Source organism: Comamonas sp. GW821-FHT11H03 (genome assembly GCF_058807955.1).
The window spans coordinates 147,557-168,629 of sequence record NZ_JBXARF010000001.1; the positions used below are offsets into that span (position 1 = coordinate 147,557).

The window sequence follows — 21,073 nt, forward strand, 5'->3', positions numbered from 1 at the left end:
AATAATCTTCATAAATCAAGCTATTGGACTGAATAGATAGCCGCATGCATGATGCGCAGAACTATTCCCTTTCAAGAGACCTCCATGGCAAACCCCTTCTCTCCCGCGCAGCTCTGGAACCTGGCCGACCAGTACGGCACGCCGCTGTGGGTATATGACGCCGCCACCATCCGCGAGCGCATTGCCCAGCTCAAGGCTTTCGACACCGTGCGCTTTGCCCAGAAGGCCTGCTCCAACATCCACATCCTCAAGCTCATGCGCGAGCAGGGCGTGAAGGTGGATGCGGTCTCGCGCGGCGAAGTCCTGCGTGCGCTGGCCGCGGGCTTCAAGCCCGGCTTTGGCGAGCCTGCCGACATCGTCTTCACGGCCGATGTGATGGACGAGGCGACGCTGGCCACCGTGGTGGAGCACAAGGTTCCCGTGAATGCGGGCTCCATCGACATGCTGCACCAGCTGGCCGCCGTCTCCAAGGGCCACCATGTCTGGCTGCGCATCAACCCCGGCTTCGGCCACGGTCACAGCAACAAGACCAACACCGGCGGCGAGCACAGCAAGCACGGCATCTGGCACAGCGAACTCGAAGCCGCACTGGATGCCATCAAGGCTGGCGGCCTGGTGCTGGCCGGCCTGCATATGCACATCGGCTCGGGCGTGGACTACGGCCATCTGCAGGAAGTCTGCGGCGCCATGGTCAAGCTGGTCGAGCGCGCCAAGGCGGCGGGCGTGGACCTGCATGCGATTTCCGCCGGCGGCGGCCTGTCCATCCCCTATCGTGCTGGCGATGCCACCATCGACACCAACCACTACCACGGCCTGTGGGATGCGGCGCGCAAGCAGGCCGAAAGCCTGGTGGGCCACAGCCTGGGACTGGAGCTCGAACCCGGCCGCTTCCTGGTGGCCGAATCCGGCGTGCTGCTGGGCACCGTGCGCGCCACCAAGAATGCGGGCAGCAACCACTTCGTGCTGGTCGATACCGGCTTCAACGAACTGATGCGCCCCAGCATGTACGGCAGCTACCACGGCATGGAAGTGCTGCGCCGCGACGGCCAGAGCCTGCCCGCGCAGGACAGCGTGGTGGCCGGCCCGCTGTGCGAATCGGGCGATGTCTTCACCCAGGGCGACGGCGGCGTGGTGCTGCCCCGCTCGCTGGCCGGTGCCAGCGTGGGCGACCTGCTGGTGATTCATGACACGGGCGCCTACGGCAGCTCCATGTCCAGCAACTACAACACCCGCCCACTGGCTGCCGAAGTGCTGGTCGATGGCGCGCAGACCCAGCTGATTCGCCGTCGCCAGACGGTGGAAGAACTGCTGGCGCTGGAGATTGGTTTGTAACTCCCCCTGAGCCGCTTGCCTGGGCGGCCCCGCGCCTTCCCCTGGCCGGGCGCCCCCTCTCTCTACGCGCTGCGCGCTAAGGGAGGGGGACGACAGCATCGCTGGGGCAGCCCTGGCTGCGGCGCGGCCGGCTAGGCCCTTGCTTGCTGTCTCTCTCTTGCGTCACGCCCCATGATTGAGTTCACGCCATGAATTCAATAGCAGCTAGCGCTTAGTCATCAGGCGCTTCAGGCCAAAATCACCTGAAATCTTTTCTCTAGGCACCGCCCAGTGCCCGGTAAGTTCTTCCATGTCACAGCACTGCGCCCCTTCAGTCCATCGCCATACGCTGACGGGCATCGGCTTCACGGTGCTGGCCTGCGCCTGTTTTTCGATCCTCGATACGGGCTCCAAATATGCGGGCGCCCTGCTGCCGCTGCTGATGGCCCTGTGGCTGCGCTATGCGCTGCAGTCGGCGCTGACCGTAGGCTTCGCAGTGGCAAGACACGGGCTGGAGATCTTTCGCACCCGGCGCCCGGGCTTTCAGTGTCTGCGCGCCATTCTGTTTTGCCTGAGCAATGCGCTGGCCATGCTCAGCCTGCGCTATCTGCCGCTGGCCGAGTTCACGGCCATCGTGGCGCTGACGCCGCTGGCCCTGACCTTGCTGGCCGCGCTCTGGCTCGGTCAGCAGGTCAGCCCCTTGCGCTGGGTGCTGGTGGCGCTTGGCTTTGCGGGCACGCTGGTCATCCTGCGGCCCGGCGGCGGCCAGTTCAGCGGCTGGGCCCTGGTCTGGCCTGCGCTGCAACTGCTGGCCAACACCGCCTATCAGATTCTCAGCAGCCGCATGGCGGGCAAGGAGCGCCCGCTGACCACGCAGATCTACACCAGCCTGCTGGCCCTGAGCCTGACCTGCCTGGCCCTGCCCTGGTCCTGGCAGTGGCCCGACAGCGCCGCGCTCTGGCTGGCCGCCATTGCCATGGGCGCAGGCAGCGCCGTCGGACATCTGATGCTGCTCAAGGCCTATGAAAAAGCCGAGCCCGCGACCATCACGCCGTTTCTCTACAGCCAGATTCCCTGCGCGCTGCTGGCCGGCTGGCTGGTCTACGGCCATATCCCCGACCAATGGGCTGTGCTGGGCATGCTCGTCATTGCGCTGTGCGGGGCGGCGAGCGCCTGGCTCAGCATCAGAGAAGCAAAGTAGCGCCCCGGGCGCACCTGAATCCAGCGGCCCTGAATCCAGCGGCCGGCACCCTTAAAACAATAGCTACTACCGCTTGCATTCATTGACTTTCAGATAGAAAGATATCTGAAATCTATGAATATCAAGCGCTTGCAGCTATTGTTTTATTGGCTTATTGCCTTATCGCCTTATTCACCGCGCGGATCACGCACCATCAGGTGCTGCACGGCTTCGGTGACCGGCAACTGGCCGTCCAGCAGTGCAACCACGGTTTCGGTGATGGGCATTTCCACACCGAGCTGGCGTGCCCGGGCAAGCACGGTGCGGGCGCTGTACACGCCCTCGGCCACATGGCCCAGCGATGTCACGGCCTGCTCCAGGCTCTTGCCTTCGGCCAGCAGCAGACCCACCTTGCGGTTGCGCGAGAGATCGCCGGTCGCAGTCAGCACCAGATCGCCCAGGCCGGACAGGCCCATGAAGGTCTCGGCGCGCGCTCCCAGCGCCACTCCCAGACGCGTCATCTCGGCCAGGCCACGTGTGACCAGGGCCGCGCGCGCGTTCAGGCCCAGTTGCAGGCCGTCGCAAAGACCCGTGGCAATGGCCAGCACATTCTTGACGGCTCCGCCCACTTCCACGCCCACGATGTCGTGATTGGCATAGACGCGCATGGCCTCGCCGTGAAAGGCCGACACCAGCAGCTCGCTCACGCCCTCGTGGGCGCTGGCTGCCACCAAAGCCGTAGGCTGCTGGCGCGCCACCTCAGCTGCAAAGCTGGGGCCGCTGAGCGCACCGCTTTGCAGCTGCGGAGCCACCTGCTGGCAGACTTCATGCGCCATCAACCCATAGCTGCCGGCAGGGGCATCGGCGGCCACGGCCTCGAAGCCCTTGCACAGCCAGACCACGGGCCGGCGGCAATCCTTGAGCTGGCCCAGCCACTGGCGCAGCGCCGCCATGGGCGTGCCCAGCACAATCAGATCGGCATCCGCCACATGCTCCATCACATCGCCGCTGACCACCGTGAGCGCATCCGGAAAGCGGATGCCGGGCAGATAGCGGCTGTTGGCGCGCTCGGCCTGCATGAGCTGCGCCTGCGCCGGGTCACGCGCCCAGAGGCTGACGCGGTCCTGCTGCGGATGGGTGGCCGCGCTGATGGCCATGGCCGTACCCCAGGCGCCAGCGCCGATGACAAGAATTTTCATACCTGAATTTTGATAGCAGTTTGCGCACAACCCACAAGAAAAAAGAGGCCTCTAGGGCCTCTTTTTTGCCTGGTTGCCGATTCTTGCACATCGCAGGAATCGGCAATGGCCGTCAGCTTACTGGGGCAACTGGCCTTCGGCCTGTGCTGCGGCAGCCGCTTGCTGCTGCTCGTACATGGCCTGGAAGTTGATTTCGGCCAGGTGCACGGGAGGGAAGCCGGCGCGGGTCACCACGTCCGCCACGTTGCCGCGCAGATAGGGGTAGATGATCTGGGGGCAGGCAATGCCGATCACGCCGCCCATCTGGTCTTCGGGCACATTGCGGATTTCGAAGATGCCGGCCTGCTTGGCTTCGACCAGGAACACGGTCTTGTCCTGAATCTTGGTCTGAACCGTGGCGGTCACGGCCACTTCGTAGACGCCTTCAGCCACGGGGGTGGCTTCCACGCCCAGCTGGATGTCCACGCTGGGCTGCTCCTGCTCCAGCAGGATCGCGGGAGAGTTGGGCTGCTCCAGGGACAGGTCCTTCAGATACACGCGCTGGATCTGGAACACGGGGCTGTTGTCTTGTTCGGCCATGATGAGCTAGGTCTTTCAGAAAAATCTTGAGAAGGAAATGAAAATGCCTGCGTAGAGAATCAGCACACAGCTATCCTCACAGCAGGCATTTCCATGAAATAGCACTTTGCATTATGCAGTGACAGCCAAAGGCTGCATCGTAGCGAGCAGCACAAAGCGCAAATTCATGCCGATTGGCGGCAGTGGCACGGCAAGTAATCAGCTTTGCAGCAGGGGCAGCAGACCGCCCTTGGCATCCAGGGCCATCAGATCGTCGCAACCGCCCACATGGGTATCGCCAATGAAGATCTGGGGTACTGTGCGGCGGCCCGTGGTCTTCATCATGTGATCGCGGGCAGCGGTATCGAAATCGATGCGCACCTCTTCGATCTGCTCCACGCCCTTGGATTGGAGAATCTGCTTGGCACGGATGCAATAAGGGCAGACGGCGGTGGTGTACATCTTCACGGCTTGCATGAGCAACTTCCTCGGTGTTTTTGCAATGCCGCATGCAGCGCTGCATGCGTCAGGGTTCTCAGTTGGGGCCGGATCAGGCTTTTTCAACCGGCAGGCCGGCATCGCGCCAGGCCTTCATGCCGCCAGCCAGCGCCTGGGCCTTTTCGTAACCCAGCTTCTTGGCCACGGCTTCGGCACGCGCGGCGCGAGCGCCCGATGCGCACACCAGCACCACGGGCAGCTGCTTGTTCTTGACGGTGGTGGGCAGCTTTTCTTCCAACTGGCTCAGGGGCAGGTTCCTGGCTCCGTTGACATGGCCGGCGGCAAACTCTTCAGGCTCGCAGACGTCCAGCACCACGGCTTTTTCGCGGTTGATCAGGTGCACGGCAGCCGCTGCCGACAGCGAACCGCCGGTCGCGCCGCGCAGCGCGGGCAGCAGCAGCATCACACCCGAAGCCACAGCAATCAGGATCAAATACCAGTTATCAATGATGAATTTCACGTCATTCCTTGGGATGGCAAACCGGCCGATTTTAGAGGCAGGCCAGCCTGCGGGCCGCAGCAAAGGGCCACAGACCTGCAGCCTGCAAGCCCATAGCCCCGGCTGACGTGCCCTGGGCCGCAAGTGGGCGCTGCGCACAATCCCCGAAGCTCGCTACAGGAATAGCGGGCCGACCGACGTCAGATCGGTCCGGCTTTCCTTGCCTGATGCCCGGACAAAGCCCAGCCCCTAAAATGCACGGTTTTGACTTTGTGTCATTACTGCTTTGCTACTTTGAGAGAATCCATGTACAAGCTCGTTCTGATCCGCCACGGTGAATCCACCTGGAACCTAGAAAACCGCTTCACCGGCTGGACCGATGTGGATCTGACTGCCACCGGCGTCGAACAGGCCAAGAAGGCCGGCCAACTGCTCAAGGCAGAAGGCTATGACTTCGATGTGGCCTATACCAGCGTGCTCAAGCGCGCCATCCGTACCCTGTGGCATGTGCAAGACGAAATGGACCGCACCTGGCTGCCCGTCGTGCATAGCTGGCGTCTCAACGAACGCCACTACGGCGGTCTGCAGGGTCTGAACAAGGCCGATATGGCCAAGCAGTACGGCGATGAGCAAGTGCTGGTCTGGCGCCGCAGCTACGACGTGCCGCCTCCCGCCCTGGAAGCCACCGACCCCCGCAGCGAACGCAGCGATGTGCGCTACGCCAAGCTGCAGCCCGAGCAGATCCCGCTGACCGAGTGCCTCAAGGACACGGTTGCCCGCGTTGTGCCGTTCTGGGACGAGTCCATCGCCCCCGCCATCAAGGCCGGCAAGCGCGTGGTGGTTGCTGCCCACGGCAACTCCATCCGCGCCCTGATCAAGTATCTGGACAACATCGCCGACGACCAGATCGTGGGCGTGAACGTGCCCAACGGCATTCCTCTGGTCTATGAACTGGACGCCGATCTCAAGCCCATCCGCCACTACTACCTGGGCGACGCCGAAGCCGCAGCCAAGGCAGCAGCGGCAGTTGCGGCTCAGGGCAAGGCCTGAGAGAGACCTCTTCACCGTCCCTGCTCAGGCCGCTTGCGCAGTCTGAACAGGAATGACACGGCAAAAGGCCTGTGGAACCTCATGGGCCTTCCGCCGTCCAAGGTGTATATTGCGAATGGTTTAAGGGGTGCTATGGGTCAAAAAATCAAAATTGCAGGCTGGATCTCTGTGGGCGTGGTCGCCGGTGCGTTGACCACCGTATCCCTGCAGACGCTGGCTCGCGGGGGTGTGACGCCTCTGCCACTTGAAGAAATCCAGCAGTTGTCGGCCGTCTTCGGCCTGATCAAGACCGATTACGTGGAGCAGGTCAGCGACAAGAAGCTGATCACCGATGCCATCTCCGGCATGGTCTCCAGCCTGGACCCGCACTCCCAATACTTCGACAAGAAAACCTACAAAGAATTCAAGGAAGGCACTTCCGGCAAGTTCGTTGGCGTCGGCATCGAGATCACCATGGAAGACGGGCTGATCAAGATCGTCTCCCCCATCGAAGGCTCGCCCGCTTTCCGCGCGGGACTCAAGACCGGCGACCTGATCACCAAGATCGACGACACGGCCGTCAAGGGCCTGACGCTCAATGACGCCGTCAAGCGCATGCGTGGCGAGCCCAATACCAAGGTGCGCCTGAACATCCTGCGCAAGGATGAAAGCCGCAGCTTCCCTGTCTCCATCACACGCGAAGAGATCAAGACCCAGTCGGTCAAGGGCAAGGTGATCGAGCCCGGCTACGGCTGGATCCGCCTGAGCCAGTTCCAGGAACGCACTGTCGATGACTTTGTGCGCAAGGTCGAGGAAATCTACAAGCAGGAGCCCAATCTCAAGGGACTGGTGCTGGACCTGCGCAACGATCCCGGCGGTTTGCTGGATGCGGCCGTAGCCATCTCTGCGGCCTTCCTGCCCCCCGATGTGCCCGTGGTTTCCACCAACGGCCAGTTGGCCGAAAGCAAGGCCGTCTACAAGGCATCGCCCGAGTTTTACGCCCAGCGCGGTTTTGGCGACCCCTTGCAACGCCTGCCTGCGGCACTGAAAAAGCTGCCTCTGGTGGTGCTGGTCAACGAAGGCTCGGCCTCGGCCAGCGAAATCGTGGCCGGAGCTCTGCAAGATCACAAACGCGCCACCGTCATGGGCAGCCAGTCCTTTGGCAAGGGGTCGGTGCAAACCGTGCGCCCTCTGGGGCCCGATACGGCTCTCAAGCTCACGACGGCGCGCTACTACACGCCTAGCGGAAAATCCATTCAGGCCAAGGGCATCGTGCCCGATGTGATGGTGGATGAGACTGCAGACGGCGATTTGTTTGCTGCACTGAGCATGCGTGAAGCAGACCTTGAAAAGCACTTGTCCAGCGGGCAAGGTGCGGAGGTCAAGAACGACTCACTTGAAAAGGCCCGCGAGGAAGCACGCAAGCGCCTGGAAGAGGAAGCCAAGAAGCCAGCTGCCGAACGTCGCCTGCCGGAATTCGGGTCTGAAAAGGACTTTCAGCTGCAACAGGCACTGAACAAGCTCAAGGGCCAGCCCGTCAAGGTCAGCAAAACCCTGACGGAGCGCAAAATCGAAGAAAAGCCCGGAGACGCGACGGCTGCAGACAAAAAGCCCGCCGACAAGAAAGCGCCCGAAAAAGGCGAATCCGACAAGAGCAAAAAATAAGCACCGGGTTATGGAACCCGCTCAAAATCAGCCGGGCTTGCCCGGCTTTTTTCTTGGAACCATGGAAGCAAACCGATGAATGACGATCAATTGCTACGCTATTCCCGTCACATCATGCTCGACGAAATCGGCATCGAAGGCCAGGAGCGCATTCTGGCGGCGCATGCAGTGATCATTGGAGCCGGCGGCCTGGGCTCGCCTGCCGCACTCTACCTGGGTTCGGCAGGTGTGGGGCGCATCACCATCGTCGACAACGACGTCGTGGACATGACCAATCTGCAGCGCCAGATTGCCCACACGACCGAACGCATAGGCATGCCCAAGGTGGAATCGATCCGCACTGCCGTACATGCCATCAATCCCGGGATCGAGATTCGCTGTATCCAGCAGCGTGCAACCGAAACCCTGCTCGACGAGCTGCTGCCCGAGGCAAGCATCGTGCTCGACTGCACCGACAACTACAAGAGCCGCCATGCCATCAATGCCGCTTGCGTGCGTCACGGCATCCCCCTGATTGAAGGAGCGGCCATCCGCGTCGATGGCCAGCTGATGGTCATTGATCCACGCAACCCCGACAGCCCATGCTATGCATGCGTCTTTCCGCCAGAGGCTGAGTTCGAAGAGGTTCAGTGCTCAACCATGGGCGTCTTTGCTCCGCTGGTTGGACTGATAGGCACCCAGCAAGCAGCAGAAGCACTGAAGCTGATTGTCGGTTTTGGCCGATCTTCTGTCGGACAACTTCAAATGCTTGATGCACGTTCCATGGAGTGGAGTAGGATGAAAATTGCTAGGGTTAAAACCTGTGATATCTGCGGAACGCCAAACACAAATTACAAAAAATGACAATACAATGATTTTTTCATGGGCCGTAATGGATTTTCCACATTGAGAAATGAAATGACTCTTACCGCTTGATCCTTGGCGTCCACCTCATCAGCTTGCCACCGTCGTGAAACTGCGTACTTTTTTTGTTGAAGACAATCCCACGATTCGCGACAACCTGATTGCGACGATGGCGGAGCTTGCCGATGTGGAAGCGGTCGGGGTGGCAGAGACCGAAGCCGATGCTGTACGCTGGCTCAGCCAAAACCCTGACGCCTGGGATCTGGTCATCGTGGACCTGTTCTTGCGCGAGGGCAGTGGTCTCGGTATCGTCACAAGCCTTCAACATCGAGCACAGCAGAAAAAGCTGCTCGTGTTGAGCAATTACGCGACTGCCGATATACGACAGCGCTGCCTTGAACTCAGCGCAGATGCCGTATTTGACAAATCCAATGAAATAGATGCGCTTATCGATTTCTGTATTGATTTAAATACCAGTAAATCTTGAAATATCGCAAAATAAAAAAGGCTTGAATATCTCAAGCCTTTTTTATTTGAGCTTTCATTAATCGATCAATCGATTTTTCAGCGCATAGTATGTCAGGTCGCTATTGGAGGAAAGGCCCATTTTTTCCATGAGCCTTGTCCGGTAAGTGCTCACTGTCTTCACACTCAACGAAAGCGATTTGGCGATGTCTCCAGCCGTCTCGCCGCGCGCGAGCTTCAAAAATACCTGAAATTCACGCTCCGACAGTTGCTCGTGTGCCGGAACATCATCCTTGCGGTTGAGTTGCTGGGCCAAAAGATCTGCCACTGCCGGCGTCAGGTAACGCCTTCCCAGCGCCACAGTCCGGATGGCCTCTGCAATATCCTGAGGATCGCACTCCTTGTTGAGATATCCGCTGGCACCCTGACGAATCAAGTTGATGGCGTAATGTTCCTCAGGGTATCCACTTAGTATCAGGATGCCCATATCAGGTGCTTTGGCTCTGAGCATGGCCAAGGCATCTATGCCGCTTTGCCCCGGCATGGACAAGTCCATCAGCAGCACGTCAATTTCATGTTCCCGAACCAGGTCAATGGCCTCTCGTCCGTTGCCCGCTTCCCCCACGACCCTCAGATCTACATGCTCCGACAGGAATTGGCGTAATCCCGAGCGAACAATCGCATGGTCATCCACTATGCCTACTTTTATCATGAACACCTCTTTTCATGAAACTGCGCTCATCTCCAGGGCGCATCACATTTTAAGACCCGCACTATGATGTCAGTCGTTGACGCTACGGTTATGCAGAATATCAGGTAATTGCCTTGTAGGTGAGAGGATGTAGATGCGTTGGACCAATATCCGCAAAATTGCAGTCAGCCTGACGATCGCAGTCATTGCGGCAGTCTTAATGGTAAGCATTAATGAGGCAGGCTATAAGCGCTCGTTGCATGCTCTGGACACGCTCACCAAGACGCAAGCCACCAGAGCAAAGCTCAATTTGCTGATGCAGCAAATGCTGGATGCGGAAACCGGCCTGCGCGGCTACCTGCTGACAGGAGAGGAGCGCTATCTCGAGCCCTATAACTCTGCCTCCGCCGCCATCAGCAGCAGCATGGATGACCTGCGCGGCATCTTCATCATGGACCCCAAAGAGCTGGCAACCTTCACGCCGCTGGCCCGCCAGGTCGAGCGCAAGACCAGCGAAATGGAGCTGAGCCTGCGCCTTTATCGCCAGGGCAACGATGAAGCGTGGCGCTTTGTGATGTTTACCGACGTAGGCATGGAAAACATGGATGCCATACGGGGCCACATCAAAACCCTGATGGACAGCATCGACCAGCGCGTCAAGTCCAATCTCGCGGATATCGAACAAACGCTGGGCCTGTCACGCCTGGGAATTGCGACAGTGACCGCACTGGGGATTCTGGGCTTCTTCATGTATTTGCGACAGGCCAATGCGCTGCAGCACTCACATCAGCGCGAGCAGGAGATTCAGCGCGATGAACGCAATCGTCTGGAGGAAGTCGTTCGCGACCGCACGGCGGCCCTCACCGAGCTGGCAACCCATTTGCAGCAGGTACGCGAGGATGAGCGAGCGCACCTGGCACGCGAGTTGCACGACGAACTGGGCTCGCTGCTGACCGCCGCGAAACTGGACGTGGCGCGCCTGAAGTCCAAGATCGACACCTCGATACCCGACGTCTCCGAACGCATCACCCATCTGATCGAGACGCTCAACAGCGGAATCGCTCTCAAACGCCGCATCATCGAGGACCTCCGCCCCTCTTCTCTGTCCAACCTGGGCCTGACCACCGCCCTGGAGATCCTGACCCGAGAATTCGGTGAGCGCAGCAACATCGAGGTGGAATGCAGTCTGGAGCAAGTGGACCTGCCTGAATCCACGCAGCTGACGGTCTATCGCGTCGTACAGGAGTCCCTCACCAACATCGGAAAATACGCCAGGGCCAGCCATGTCATCGTGACGGTGCACAACTATCCCACCTATGTGGCCGTGCAGATCCAGGACGATGGTCAAGGCTTCGAGCCGGCCAGCATGCGCCCCAACTCCCATGGCCTGGCAGGCATGAAACACCGTGTCGAAGCCGTTGGCGGCAGGCTCACCGTGGCATCCCAGCCCGGCAAGGGAACCACTATCTCGGCAGTCATTCCTTTGACCATGGCAAACACCTGAACTCGGGGCGCAGGTCAACGCAGTCCTACATGACTGTCCCTAAATACCCCGACCCTGGTGACAGAAGCTTGCCGTCAAGCTTTGGCTGCTCAGTTCTCTACAGTCAATACATGGCCGCACATCAATGCCTGTCGGTCTGCATTCGAAAGGAGAAAACCATGTTGCACTACGCCATTGTCTTTCTGGTGATTGCCTTGATCGCTGCAGTTTTCGGTTTCGGCGGGATTGCGGCCAGCGCCGTAGGTATTGCCAAGATTCTGTTTTTCGTCTTTCTGGTCATGGCCGTCATCACCTTCCTGATGGGCCTCGTGAAGAAATGACCAAGCCACCGAATGTGTAGAACTTTGTTCATGCACATTGCACAAACCACCAGTATTCGCCATGATCGTTCTCAACTTCTGCCTCCTGCAGGCAGAGTTCCGCAGACCGGCGTTACTGCACACGCTGTCACGAAAATTTCTAGATTTCAGGGAGTTCCAAACAATGAGCCAAGCCGTAAAAGACGCCAAGGACACGGTTGAAGATCTCAAGGGCGCCGCCAAGGATGTGGCGGCTGATGTCAAGGACACGGCAAAGAACGCCGCCCAATCCGCCCAGAATGCTGCGCACAAGATGGCCGACGCTGCGCAAGATGCCGTGGACTCAGGCAAGCAGGCCGCCCAGAAGATGGTGAACGAAGCACGCGACGTGGCCGAGGATGTTGCCGACAAGGTGGAAGACACTGCACGCCGCGCAAGGCGCACGGCCTCCGAGGCGATAGATTCCTCGGGGCGTCACATGCGCAATCTCGACGACAGCGAAAACCCGCTGATCGACAACCTGGCCAACCGTGCACAGGATCTGGCCGAGCGCAGCATCAACTTCTGGGCCGACAACTCGCACCGCGCACGCCGTCAGTTCAACACCGCAGCGGATGCGACCACCAAGTATGTGTCCGAACAGCCCGGGCGTTCCGTGCTGATCGCCGCTGCGACCGGCGCGGCCCTGGCGACGGCCTTCTTTCTGGGCCGCTCGCGCAGGAAGTAACTCTTGGAACGTGCTGACGTTCCTAGCTTCGCAGGCGTGCTCTGCGCCTTTTCAAAACCAAGGGAGAACCATATGAAGAATCTGACTCGTGCTTTGGCTTTCAGTCTGGTCGCTGCGACAACCGTGCTGGGTACCACGGCCTGTTCGGTTGCTCGTGACCAGCAGACTGTGGGCTCCTATGTGGACGACGCAGGCATCACCACGGCGGTGAAGGCCAAGATGGCCGAAGACAAGAATGTCTCGGCAACCGCCATCAGCGTCGAAACCATGAACGGCACTGTGCAGCTGTCGGGCTTTGCCAAATCAGAAGCAGAAAAAGCCCGAGCCGGCGAAATTGCCCGCACGACCAAGCATGTGCGTGATGTGCGCAACAGCATCGTGGTCAGGCCCTGATGATGCACGCATGAAGCAAGGCTCTTTCTGAGGGCCTCGCTTCCCGCCACAAAGCCAGCTTTTGAGCTGGCTTTGTTTTTTCCTACACATGGCGGCTGACTTCGCCATTAAAGTGTTCGAATGCAAGTCTTCAACTGCGAGGCCTGCGGGCACCTGATCTATTTTGAAAGCCTGCAATGCGTGCATTGCGGCGCAAGCCAGGCATTTCTGCCCGATCAGCTGCGCGTCGGCATTCTTGCGTCGGCCGGGGCCCCCGACGCACGCTATCGCCCCTGCGCCCACCGCCACAACATCAGCCTGTGCAATTTTGCGATCGAGGCTTCAGACCCGCAGACGCTGTGCGTTTCCTGCCGCCAGACCGAATGGCTGCCCGACGGCAGCGATCCCGCCAATGAGCTGCGCTGGGCCAAGATCGAGGTCGTCAAGCGTAGGCTGTTCTACACCCTGGCCAAGCTGGGCCTGCTGGACCCGCATGGGCACCGCGTGACCGAGCCGCGCTTTTCCCTGCTCGCAGACCTGCCCGGCCAGAATCCCGTCATGACCGGCCACGCCAGCGGCATGATCACGCTCAACGTCGTGGAGGCAGACGACGACGAGCGCGCCAAACGCCGCCAGGCCCTGCAAGAGCCCTATCGCACGCTGACAGGACATCTGCGTCACGAATCGGGACATTTCTACTGGGATCAGCTGATAGCGAACAGCGAGCATCTGGAGCGCTTCAGGGCATTGTTCGGCTATGAGAATCAGGACTATGCCCAGGCGCTGCAGCGCCATTACGGCAAGGACCCGCTGGACAACAGCTGGCGCAATCAGTTCATCAGTGCCTATGCCACGGCCCACCCCTGGGAGGACTGGGCCGAAACCTGGGCTCACTATCTGCACATGGTGGATTTGCTGGAGACCGCAGCCAGCTACGGCACCTGCATTACCGTGCCGGACATCCCGAGCAGCGGCCAGCAGCTCATTCAAAACCCGCTGGGGCCGGTGCCGCCCGATTTTTCGGTGATGCAGTCCCAGTGGGTGCCGCTGACGCTGCTGCACAACAGCCTCAACCGCAGCCTGGGCCATGGCGACGCCTATCCATTCGCCATTTCGGGCCCGGCCTGGGACAAGCTGCGTTTTGTCCACGAGACCATCAGCAGCTATCGCAGCAGGCTGGCGGGCCAGGGCAGCTGAAAGCTCAGGGCTTGCGGCCGACCTTGAGCATCAGGCGCTCATGCACGCCCTTGGAGACAAACTTGTCCACATCGCCATTGAGCGTGGCAATCTCGCGCACAAAGGTGGAGCTGATGAACTGATAGCGATCGCTGGGCGTGAGGAACACGGTTTCCACTTCGGGCATCAGCGTGCGATTCATGCCGGCAAGCTGGAACTCATAGTCGAAGTCGGTTACCGCGCGCAGGCCGCGCACCATGGCCTTGGCACCGCGCGCGAGCACAAAATGCGCCAGCAGCCCGTCAAAGCTCTCCACCTCCACCTGCGGATAGTTGGCGCAGGCCTCGCGCACCATGGCAATGCGCTCCTCCAGCGAAAACAGCGTCTTTTTGTGATGGCCTGCCGCCACGGCCACGATGACCTTGCCAAACAGCTGTGCAGCCCGGCGCACCACATCTTCATGCCCCAGCGTGATCGGGTCAAAGGTTCCGGGGTAAACAGCAATCAGGTCCTGACTCATGGCTTATCTCTCTCCTGCGGGTCTTGATGAGGGTGAGGGTTGCTGCAGTGCAGCGTCAAGAGATTATGCATTCAGGCCTGTGCAGCGCTGCCCCATGCAAAAAAGAGCTGCCGACGCCTGTGCTCGAAGCGCCTGCAGCTTCCGATGCGGCAGCAAAGCCTTACTGCTTTTTCAGCAGATGCGCATGGACGGCGCCGGCCTTCAGATAGCGGTGCAGCTCCAGCCCCATTTCCAGCAAGCGATCCTCGGCCCAGGCTTCGGGAGCTTCCAGATAAATGAAGCCGCCCTCATTCAAGGCCGCCGTGGCGGCCTTGAGCGCGGGCTCGAACAGCTCGGTCTGCCCGAAGGGCGGGTCCAGCAAGATCAGATCCTGCCCTGCCACGGTCTTCAGGCAGCTCAGCGCATCGCCGCGCTGCACCTTGACCATCCGGGCATCGAGCTTTTGCTGAAGGCGCTGCAGCTGCTGCACCAGGGCGGCATCCTGCTCGTTCATGATGACGCTGATGGCGCCGCGCGATGCGGCCTCGAAACCCAGTGCCCCCGTGCCCGCGAAGGCATCGATGCATTTCCAGTTGCTCAGGTCCTGGCCCAGCCAGTTGAACAGGGTCTCGCGCACCCGATCGGGCGTGGGCCGCAGACCGGGCTTTTGCGCAACGGCCAGACGCGTGCGACGCCATTGCCCGCCGATGATGCGGATTTCACCGGCCCCCGTGGCCGCCGGCTTGGCAGCGGCAGGCTGGGCAGCCTTGGCTCCGGGGCGGGCCGGACGGCTGGCCGCCAGCTCCTGCGCCTTGCGCTCGGACTCGTGAATCATCTTGTCCAGCGCCTTGCGGCCTGCGGGGGTGTGTAGCTTGATGGCACTGCGGCTCATGGCTTGGCTCCGAGAGTGATGGTGACCATGCGCTCGGGCTGAACCATGCGCTGCATCGCCTCCTTCACGTCCTTGGTGGTCAGAGCCTGAACGCGATCGGTCCAGTGCTCCAGATAATCGAGAGGCAGGCCATTCCAGGCGATGTTGGCCACATTGCCCAGCAGCTTGCGATTGCTGTCTATGCGCAAGGCAAAGCCGCCGATCAGATTGGCCTTGGCCGCCTTGAGCTCCTTGTCGCTAGGACCTTCGGCAATGAATTTGCGCAACACGTCCTGCGAGACCTTGAGTGCCTCGGCCGCCTGATCGGGACGGGTCTGAAGGCCGACGATGAAGGCGCCGCGATCCAGGCCCGGCGAGAAGTCGCTGGAGACACCATAGGTCAGGCCCCGCTTTTCACGCACTTCCTCCATCAGCCTGGAGGTGAAGCCGCCGCCGCCCAGGATATGGTTGCCCACCATCACGGCGAGAAAATCGGGGTTGTTGCGCGCAATGCCAGGCTGGCCGATCAGCACCTGGGCCTGGGCCGATTCGAACGGAATGTTCTCGACCTTGGCTTGCTCCAGATCCTGCACCTTGCTCACGGCAGGCAGCGGCGGGCAGTCGTTGCCATTGGTGGCCTGCAGCGGCCCCAGCAACTGCTTGACCAGGGCATCGGCCTGCTGGCGATTGACCGCTCCCACCACGCTGACCTTGGCGCGGCAGGCGGCAATCAGCTTGCGGTGAAAGTCCTGCATGGCCGAAATATCGATCCGGCCCAGGCTGTCGACCGTGGTCTGATAGCCATAGGGCGAGCTGCCGAACACGGCCTTGCGGAAGGCCTTGGAGGCCACGGTGCCGGGACGGGTGTCGGCTTCCCTGATGGAGGCGCTCCAGCGCTCGCGATCACGCTGCCACACGGCGTCGGGCCAGCTTGGCGAGGCGATCTGGCGTGCCGCCAGGGCCACGGCCTTTTGCTGCAGATTGGGCTCGGTCAGCGTGCGCAGGCCATAGCTGAAGCTGTCACGCCCCGCGCTGGCGCCAAAGCTGGCACCCAGATCGGCCCAGGCCTGACCCAGGCCGTTCTCATCCAGCGCAGGCGCATCGCCTGCCGCCTTGATGCCCTTGGAGGACATCATGGCCACGGCCGTCGCCAGGCCCACCTTGTCCTCAGGATCACGGCGGCTGCCGGCGTCGAAGTCCACTTGCACATCCACCATGGGAATGCCGGGACTTTGCACCAGCCAGACCTGGGCGCCACTGGGCTGGGTCCAATGCTCTATCGGCAGCAAGGCCCAGGCAGATTGGGTCAAAAAACCCATTCCAGCGCTTACTACAAAAGCGCCAGCAGCTATCTTTTTCATAGTTTTCATATGTTTCTCCGCTGCGCTCAGTGCATGGATTTATCTGCATCCGCCTTGCCCGACATGGGGCGCTGGGGCTTGCTACCCGCCGGCAGAGGCTGAGGCACCAGGGTGCCGACAGTGAGCTGGTCGTCGCCAAAATATCTGGCGGCCACGGCCTTCACATCGTCAGAGGTGACTTTGCGCAGTTCGGCCAGCAGCTTGTCCTCGGCATCCAGCGGCATGTTCTGGATCCAGTAGTTGCCCAGGTTCTGGGCCTGGCCCATGACGGAATCACGCTCATAGACGTTGGAAGCCATCCACTGCGTCTTGACGCGCTCCAGTTCATCGGCCTGCACGCCCTCATCGGCCACCTTCTTGATCTGGGCACGCAGCGCAGCTTCCACATCGGCCACGGTCTTGCCCTGGGCCGGAACGCCGGTCAGCATGAACAGGCTGGGCCCGCGTCCCATGATGTTCGCCGAGCTGCCGGCGCTATCGGCCACACGGCCGTTGGCCTGGCCTTCACCCTGCACCAGAGCGCGCTCCAGACGGGCACCGTCATAACCGTCCAGCACGGCGGACAGCACCAGCAGCGCCAGCGCGTCCTTGTCCTCGGCCTGCAGCTTGTCCACGCTCTTCAGGGTGGGCGTGCGATAGGCCATGGCGATAAAAGCCTGCTCGGCCGGCTGCTTGACCTCGATGCGGCGCACGCCGATCTGGCTGGGTTCGGTCTGCGGCTTGCGCTGCGGCAATGCGCGCGCAGAAATGCTGCCGTAATACTTCTCGGCCCAGGCACGGACCTGGTTGACGTTCACGTCCCCCACCACCACGACGGCGGCGTTGGCAGGCACATACCAGCGCTTGTGGAAGTCGCGCACATCGCCGGGCGTCATGGAGTTCAGGTCGCTCATCCAGCCCACCACGGGGCGGCGATAGGGCGATGCCATGAAGGTGGCCGCCATCAGCTGCTCCATCAGCATGGCGCGCGGCTGGTCGTCGGTGCGCATGCGCCGCTCTTCCTTGATGACCTCGATTTCCTTCTTGAATTCGGAGTCCGGCCACTGGTTGTTGGCAAAACGGTCTGACTCCAGCTTCATCACGTCTTCCAGACGGTTGGACGGAATCTGCTGGTAGTACCCCGTGTAGTCACGCCAGGTAAAAGCGTTTTCCTGGCCGCCCAGCGCCGCCACGCGACGGGAAAAGTCTCCGGGCTTGACGCTTTTGGAGCCCTTGAACATCATGTGCTCCAGCGCATGGGCCACGCCCGTGGTGCCGTCGACCTCGTCCATGGAGCCCACACGTACCCAGACCATGTGCACGGCCGTAGGCGCGCGCCGGTCGGGCTGCACGATCAGCTGCATGCCGTTCTTCAGCGTGAACTGCTGCACTTGCGGCACGGCCGCCGTGGCGGCAGCAGGCACAGGTTGCGACGATGCGCCCGGCGCAGCCAAGGCTGCCCCAGCGCTCAAACAGGCCATTAAGCCCAGTAAAGGGAGTGCGCGTACATGTTTCATAGAATGATGCGATTCTAAAAACCAGCCAATGTTCAGTTTTTTCAAGAAAAAGCCCAATTCACCCGATGCGGTGAACACCACGCCCGCTGCCGAGGCAGCTGCGGCGCCCGCTCCTGCTGCACAAACCAGACCCGCTCCACAGGATACGCCTGCTGCGCCTGCCGAAAACGGCAGCAGCTCCTGGTGGCGCAAGCCCTTTGGCGGCGGTGCGACGGCCAAGGCCGGCGAAGATCAGCCTGCTACTCAGGATTTTGTAGCAGCCCCAGAGCCTACCGCAAAGCCGCAAGCCCCAGATTCCCGTCAAAGCTGGATGGAACGCCTGAAAGCCGGTCTGCGCAAGACCGGCTCCAGCATTGCCACTGTCTTTACCGGCACGCAAATCGACGACAGGCTCTATGAAGAGCTGGAGGACGCGCTGCTGATGGCCGACACCGGCGTCAAGGCCACCCAGCATCTGCTCGATGACCTCAAGCGCCGCGTCAAGGAAACCAAGACCACCGAGCCCGCCGCCGTCAAGGCGCTGCTGGCCGATGCGCTGACCGATTTGCTCAGGCCCCTGGAAAAGCCGCTGACCATCGGCGAGCACACTCCGACCGTCATCATGGTGGCCGGCGTCAACGGTGCGGGCAAGACCACCTCCATCGGCAAGCTGACCAAGCATCTGGCCGACGACGAGCAGTCCGTGCTGCTGGCCGCCGCCGACACCTTCCGCGCCGCCGCGCGTGAGCAGCTGGGCGTCTGGGCCAATCGCAACACCGTGGAGATCATCAGCCAGGACGGTGGCGATCCAGCCGCCGTGAGCTTCGATGCCGTCTCCGCCGGCAAGGCGCGCAAAAAGGATGTGGTGCTGGTCGATACGGCCGGACGCCTGCCCACGCAGCTGCATCTGATGGAAGAGCTCAAGAAGATCAAGCGCGTGGTGAACAAGGCCGACGGCACGGCGCCGCACGAGGTACTGCTGGTGATTGACGGCAATACCGGCCAGAACGCGCTGACCCAGGTACGCGCCTTCGACGATGCGCTGCAGCTCACGGGCCTGATCGTCACCAAGCTCGACGGCACGGCCAAGGGCGGCGTGCTGGCCGCGATTGCGCAGGAGCGCCCCGTGCCCGTCTACTTCATCGGCGTGGGCGAGAAGATCGAGGATCTGGAAACCTTCAGCGCACGCGAGTTCGCCCAGGCCCTGCTGTCCTGACCCGTAAGAACCATAGCTGTCAGCGCTTTATCTATAAAGATTTCAGATAGATTTAGCATTGAAATCCAATAAGGGAGCGCGCAAGGCGCTCCTTTTTTTATTCAGACTTCAGAGCTGCACCTGCTGCTTGAGCCATTTGGCATAGTCGTTCAGGCAGCGCTCGGTACGCATGGTGATCTGGGGCACTTCATAGCTGTGATGGCTGCGCAGCAGCTGCGTCAGCCGCGCCAGGGCCTCGGGCAGGGTCTTGCAGGTCAGCCGCCATTCGGGAGCGGTTTGCAGCACACCGTCCCACTCGTAATACGAGGTGATGCGCTCGGTCTGCACGCAGGCCGCAGCCTTGGCCGAGACCAGGGCCCGCGCCATGTCCTCGGCCTCGGCCGAATGCCCCACGGTCGTCGTCACCACGCACAGCGTGGCCCAATGGAGGTCCTGCGCACGGGCGGACTTGAGAGGTGCAGTCTGGGTAGATGTAGTGCTCATGCCGACTAGTCTAGGCCCAAGACCGTCACGATCCGCCGAGCGTTACAACGGATACAAACCCAGTTGTTGCGCACGCAGCCGCGTCAGCCCCAGCAGCGCATCGGTGAACGGCGTGCTCATGCCGCACATGGCCCCCATCTCGCGCACGGCGCCCACCAGGGCGTCCAGCTCCACCGGTTTGCCGGCTTCCACATCCTGGAGCATGGAGGTCTTGAAGCCGCCCAGCTTGAGCGTGACCTGATGGCGGTCCTGCGGACTGTCGGCAATCGGCAGGCCGATGCGCGCGCCGATTTCCCGGGCCTCCAGCATCACCGCCGTGATGAAGTTGCGTACCAGCTCATCGCCCAGAATCCTGTCCGTGGTCGCACCCGTGATCGCACTGACGGGGTTCATGGTCATATTGCCCCAGAGCTTGTACCAGGCGTCGCGCTGGATGTTGTCGCTGAGCCTGACCTCGATGCCGCCCGCGCGCAGCAGCTCGGCCAGCGCCAGCAGGCGCGGCGTGGTCGCATCGCCGGGCAAGGCCATGGGCTCGCCGACGATGAGGCTGTTGCCGAAATGCCGGCGCACCACACCCGGCGCGTCGAGCGAGCAGCTGGCATGCACCACCGAGCCGAGCACCTGCCCGGTGGGAATGGCGCGCGCGATCTCGCCCTGCGGATCCACGGCCTTGAGCTGCAGGCCGCGCAGGCCGGCATCCACGCCACCGGCCAGAAACCACCAGGGCACGCCGTTCATGGCGGTCAGCACCAGGGTCTGCGGGCCGATCAGCGGTGCGACGGCACGCGCCACATCGGGCATGGACGGCGCCTTGACGGCAATCACCACCAGATCCTGCACACCCACAGCGGCCGGGTCCTGCTGCGCATTGACGGCCACGGTCTCGCTCTCCTCGCCATGCACCAGCGTCAGGCCGCCATGCTGCAGCGCAGCCAGCGTCTGGCCCCGCGCCACGGCGCTCAGCTCGCAGCCCGCCTTGGCCAGCGCCACGCCCAGCCAGCCGCCAATGGCGCCGGCACCGTAAATACAGACTCTCTTCAGACGCATGCTCTTGTCTCTCCTGTCTTATATCAATCTCAAAAACAGTAGCTGCCGGCGCTTTACCGCAAAGCACCTGAAGACTTTCGCCCCCTGAAACCAGGCGAGATCGTCACGGCCGCCGCTCATTGTTGATACGTTAACAGCAGTATCCACCCGCGCGACACTGAGGGC

The 21,073-nt window shown here is 61.4% G+C and carries 23 protein-coding genes; 12 read left to right on the forward strand and 11 right to left on the reverse strand.

Going from position 1 to position 21,073, the window contains the following annotated elements:
- Positions 1-84: 84 nt before the first annotated feature.
- Positions 85-1,332 carry a diaminopimelate decarboxylase gene (gene lysA, locus AC1RTQ_RS00685; RefSeq protein ID WP_492873651.1) on the forward strand — a complete coding sequence of 416 codons (1,248 nt, stop codon included), beginning with the start codon at positions 85-87 and terminating at the stop codon, positions 1,330-1,332.
- A gap of 289 nt (positions 1,333-1,621) precedes the next feature.
- Entirely contained in the window at positions 1,622-2,512 is an 891-nt protein-coding gene (locus AC1RTQ_RS00690; protein ID WP_492873653.1) for a DMT family transporter, read from the forward strand.
- Positions 2,513-2,679: 167 nt separating this feature from the next.
- Here the strand turns inward: AC1RTQ_RS00690 and AC1RTQ_RS00695 are convergent, their stop codons facing one another.
- The 4 genes from AC1RTQ_RS00695 to AC1RTQ_RS00710 form a co-directional block, all read right to left on the reverse strand.
- The gene (locus AC1RTQ_RS00695) at positions 2,680-3,690 is read right to left on the reverse strand and encodes an NAD(P)H-dependent glycerol-3-phosphate dehydrogenase (RefSeq protein WP_492873654.1); all 1,011 of its coding nucleotides are present in this window, start codon (positions 3,688-3,690) and stop codon (positions 2,680-2,682) included.
- A 117-nt stretch (positions 3,691-3,807) separates the two neighbouring features.
- Positions 3,808-4,269, reverse strand: a complete 462-nt coding sequence (gene secB, locus AC1RTQ_RS00700) for a protein-export chaperone SecB (protein WP_003066740.1) — start codon at positions 4,267-4,269, stop codon at positions 3,808-3,810.
- Positions 4,270-4,467: 198 nt separating this feature from the next.
- Positions 4,468-4,725, reverse strand: a complete 258-nt coding sequence (gene grxC / locus AC1RTQ_RS00705) for a glutaredoxin 3 (protein ID WP_302089270.1) — start codon at positions 4,723-4,725, stop codon at positions 4,468-4,470.
- 73 nt (positions 4,726-4,798) lie between these two features.
- Positions 4,799-5,206, reverse strand: coding sequence for a rhodanese-like domain-containing protein (locus tag AC1RTQ_RS00710; RefSeq protein ID WP_087080738.1), 408 nt, complete (start codon positions 5,204-5,206; stop codon positions 4,799-4,801).
- A 285-nt stretch (positions 5,207-5,491) separates the two neighbouring features.
- Here AC1RTQ_RS00710 and gpmA point away from each other — a divergent pair, with 285 nt between their 5' ends.
- The 4 genes from gpmA to AC1RTQ_RS00730 all read left to right on the forward strand — a co-directional run bounded on the left by gpmA (position 5,492) and on the right by AC1RTQ_RS00730 (position 9,209).
- Complete coding sequence (gpmA, locus tag AC1RTQ_RS00715; RefSeq protein ID WP_003066733.1) at positions 5,492-6,235, forward strand: 2,3-diphosphoglycerate-dependent phosphoglycerate mutase; 744 nt, start codon at positions 5,492-5,494, stop codon at positions 6,233-6,235.
- A gap of 132 nt (positions 6,236-6,367) precedes the next feature.
- Positions 6,368-7,879, forward strand: a complete 1,512-nt coding sequence (locus AC1RTQ_RS00720) for a S41 family peptidase (protein ID WP_492873658.1) — start codon at positions 6,368-6,370, stop codon at positions 7,877-7,879.
- Positions 7,880-7,954: 75 nt separating this feature from the next.
- Positions 7,955-8,722 carry a HesA/MoeB/ThiF family protein gene (locus AC1RTQ_RS00725; RefSeq protein ID WP_492873660.1) on the forward strand — a complete coding sequence of 256 codons (768 nt, stop codon included), beginning with the start codon at positions 7,955-7,957 and terminating at the stop codon, positions 8,720-8,722.
- Between the two features lie 106 nt (positions 8,723-8,828).
- Positions 8,829-9,209 carry a response regulator gene (locus AC1RTQ_RS00730; protein ID WP_492873661.1) on the forward strand — a complete coding sequence of 127 codons (381 nt, stop codon included), beginning with the start codon at positions 8,829-8,831 and terminating at the stop codon, positions 9,207-9,209.
- 57 nt (positions 9,210-9,266) lie between these two features.
- Here the strand turns inward: AC1RTQ_RS00730 and AC1RTQ_RS00735 are convergent, their stop codons facing one another.
- Positions 9,267-9,899 (reverse strand): response regulator, encoded by a 633-nt coding sequence (locus AC1RTQ_RS00735; RefSeq protein WP_003051886.1) that lies wholly within the window; start codon positions 9,897-9,899, stop codon positions 9,267-9,269.
- A gap of 133 nt (positions 9,900-10,032) precedes the next feature.
- Here AC1RTQ_RS00735 and AC1RTQ_RS00740 point away from each other — a divergent pair, with 133 nt between their 5' ends.
- The 5 genes from AC1RTQ_RS00740 to AC1RTQ_RS00760 all read left to right on the forward strand — a co-directional run bounded on the left by AC1RTQ_RS00740 (position 10,033) and on the right by AC1RTQ_RS00760 (position 13,977).
- Complete coding sequence (locus AC1RTQ_RS00740; RefSeq protein ID WP_492873663.1) at positions 10,033-11,382, forward strand: sensor histidine kinase; 1,350 nt, start codon at positions 10,033-10,035, stop codon at positions 11,380-11,382.
- A 158-nt stretch (positions 11,383-11,540) separates the two neighbouring features.
- Positions 11,541-11,702, forward strand: a complete 162-nt coding sequence (locus AC1RTQ_RS00745) for a DUF1328 domain-containing protein (protein ID WP_003051882.1) — start codon at positions 11,541-11,543, stop codon at positions 11,700-11,702.
- Between the two features lie 163 nt (positions 11,703-11,865).
- A complete protein-coding gene (locus tag AC1RTQ_RS00750) occupies positions 11,866-12,408 on the forward strand; it encodes a hypothetical protein (protein WP_492873665.1) in 543 nt (180 codons plus the stop codon).
- 72 nt (positions 12,409-12,480) lie between these two features.
- On the forward strand, positions 12,481-12,801 hold the full coding sequence (locus AC1RTQ_RS00755; RefSeq protein ID WP_003074528.1) for a BON domain-containing protein: 321 nt from the start codon (positions 12,481-12,483) through the stop codon (positions 12,799-12,801).
- 120 nt (positions 12,802-12,921) lie between these two features.
- The gene (locus AC1RTQ_RS00760) at positions 12,922-13,977 is read left to right on the forward strand and encodes a zinc-binding metallopeptidase family protein (RefSeq protein WP_492873667.1); all 1,056 of its coding nucleotides are present in this window, start codon (positions 12,922-12,924) and stop codon (positions 13,975-13,977) included.
- A gap of 4 nt (positions 13,978-13,981) precedes the next feature.
- Here the strand turns inward: AC1RTQ_RS00760 and coaD are convergent, their stop codons facing one another.
- The 4 genes from coaD to AC1RTQ_RS00780 all read right to left on the reverse strand — a co-directional run bounded on the left by coaD (position 13,982) and on the right by AC1RTQ_RS00780 (position 18,147).
- Entirely contained in the window at positions 13,982-14,476 is a 495-nt protein-coding gene (gene coaD / locus AC1RTQ_RS00765; RefSeq protein ID WP_302089263.1) for a pantetheine-phosphate adenylyltransferase, read from the reverse strand.
- A 160-nt stretch (positions 14,477-14,636) separates the two neighbouring features.
- On the reverse strand, positions 14,637-15,347 hold the full coding sequence (rsmD, locus tag AC1RTQ_RS00770) for a 16S rRNA (guanine(966)-N(2))-methyltransferase RsmD (protein ID WP_492873669.1): 711 nt from the start codon (positions 15,345-15,347) through the stop codon (positions 14,637-14,639).
- Entirely contained in the window at positions 15,344-16,696 is a 1,353-nt protein-coding gene (locus AC1RTQ_RS00775) for a M16 family metallopeptidase (protein WP_492873671.1), read from the reverse strand. Before AC1RTQ_RS00775 ends, rsmD begins: the two co-directional genes overlap by 4 nt.
- A 17-nt stretch (positions 16,697-16,713) precedes the next feature.
- A complete protein-coding gene (locus AC1RTQ_RS00780) occupies positions 16,714-18,147 on the reverse strand; it encodes a M16 family metallopeptidase (protein ID WP_492873672.1) in 1,434 nt (477 codons plus the stop codon).
- A 64-nt stretch (positions 18,148-18,211) separates the two neighbouring features.
- Between AC1RTQ_RS00780 and ftsY the strand changes: the two genes are divergently transcribed.
- Positions 18,212-19,378: a signal recognition particle-docking protein FtsY gene (ftsY, locus tag AC1RTQ_RS00785; RefSeq protein ID WP_492873674.1), complete on the forward strand. Its 1,167-nt coding sequence runs from the start codon at positions 18,212-18,214 to the stop codon at positions 19,376-19,378.
- Positions 19,379-19,486: 108 nt separating this feature from the next.
- On the opposite strand, the gene cutA is transcribed toward ftsY, so the two are convergent.
- Together cutA and AC1RTQ_RS00795 are read right to left on the reverse strand one after the other, a co-directional pair.
- Positions 19,487-19,861, reverse strand: coding sequence for a divalent-cation tolerance protein CutA (gene cutA / locus AC1RTQ_RS00790; RefSeq protein WP_302089259.1), 375 nt, complete (start codon positions 19,859-19,861; stop codon positions 19,487-19,489).
- A 42-nt stretch (positions 19,862-19,903) separates the two neighbouring features.
- Positions 19,904-20,908, reverse strand: coding sequence for a 2-dehydropantoate 2-reductase (locus tag AC1RTQ_RS00795; protein ID WP_492873675.1), 1,005 nt, complete (start codon positions 20,906-20,908; stop codon positions 19,904-19,906).
- Between the last annotated feature and the right edge of the window lie 165 nt (positions 20,909-21,073).

Excerpts from the sequence above, each read along its gene's own strand:
- rsmD (WP_492873669.1), bottom strand. The coding sequence starts at position 15,347 with ATGAGCCGCAGTGCCATCAAGCTACACACCCCCGCAGGCCGCAAGGCG.
- cutA (WP_302089259.1), bottom strand. The coding sequence starts at position 19,861 with ATGAGCACTACATCTACCCAGACTGCACCTCTCAAGTCCGCCCGTGCG.
- AC1RTQ_RS00760 (WP_492873667.1), top strand. The coding sequence starts at position 12,922 with ATGCAAGTCTTCAACTGCGAGGCCTGCGGGCACCTGATCTATTTTGAA.
- AC1RTQ_RS00775 (WP_492873671.1), bottom strand. The coding sequence starts at position 16,696 with ATGAAAACTATGAAAAAGATAGCTGCTGGCGCTTTTGTAGTAAGCGCT.
- AC1RTQ_RS00795 (WP_492873675.1), bottom strand. The coding sequence starts at position 20,908 with ATGCGTCTGAAGAGAGTCTGTATTTACGGTGCCGGCGCCATTGGCGGC.
- AC1RTQ_RS00780 (WP_492873672.1), bottom strand. The coding sequence starts at position 18,147 with ATGGCCTGTTTGAGCGCTGGGGCAGCCTTGGCTGCGCCGGGCGCATCG.
- coaD (WP_302089263.1), bottom strand. The coding sequence starts at position 14,476 with ATGAGTCAGGACCTGATTGCTGTTTACCCCGGAACCTTTGACCCGATC.
- AC1RTQ_RS00755 (WP_003074528.1), top strand. The coding sequence starts at position 12,481 with ATGAAGAATCTGACTCGTGCTTTGGCTTTCAGTCTGGTCGCTGCGACA.
- grxC (WP_302089270.1), bottom strand. The coding sequence starts at position 4,725 with ATGCAAGCCGTGAAGATGTACACCACCGCCGTCTGCCCTTATTGCATC.
- secB (WP_003066740.1), bottom strand. The coding sequence starts at position 4,269 with ATGGCCGAACAAGACAACAGCCCCGTGTTCCAGATCCAGCGCGTGTAT.
- gpmA (WP_003066733.1), top strand. The coding sequence starts at position 5,492 with ATGTACAAGCTCGTTCTGATCCGCCACGGTGAATCCACCTGGAACCTA.
- AC1RTQ_RS00750 (WP_492873665.1), top strand. The coding sequence starts at position 11,866 with ATGAGCCAAGCCGTAAAAGACGCCAAGGACACGGTTGAAGATCTCAAG.
- AC1RTQ_RS00740 (WP_492873663.1), top strand. The coding sequence starts at position 10,033 with ATGCGTTGGACCAATATCCGCAAAATTGCAGTCAGCCTGACGATCGCA.
- AC1RTQ_RS00690 (WP_492873653.1), top strand. The coding sequence starts at position 1,622 with ATGTCACAGCACTGCGCCCCTTCAGTCCATCGCCATACGCTGACGGGC.
- AC1RTQ_RS00745 (WP_003051882.1), top strand. The coding sequence starts at position 11,541 with ATGTTGCACTACGCCATTGTCTTTCTGGTGATTGCCTTGATCGCTGCA.
- AC1RTQ_RS00720 (WP_492873658.1), top strand. The coding sequence starts at position 6,368 with ATGGGTCAAAAAATCAAAATTGCAGGCTGGATCTCTGTGGGCGTGGTC.
- AC1RTQ_RS00695 (WP_492873654.1), bottom strand. The coding sequence starts at position 3,690 with ATGAAAATTCTTGTCATCGGCGCTGGCGCCTGGGGTACGGCCATGGCC.
- AC1RTQ_RS00735 (WP_003051886.1), bottom strand. The coding sequence starts at position 9,899 with ATGATAAAAGTAGGCATAGTGGATGACCATGCGATTGTTCGCTCGGGA.
- ftsY (WP_492873674.1), top strand. The coding sequence starts at position 18,212 with ATGTTCAGTTTTTTCAAGAAAAAGCCCAATTCACCCGATGCGGTGAAC.
- lysA (WP_492873651.1), top strand. The coding sequence starts at position 85 with ATGGCAAACCCCTTCTCTCCCGCGCAGCTCTGGAACCTGGCCGACCAG.
- AC1RTQ_RS00725 (WP_492873660.1), top strand. The coding sequence starts at position 7,955 with ATGAATGACGATCAATTGCTACGCTATTCCCGTCACATCATGCTCGAC.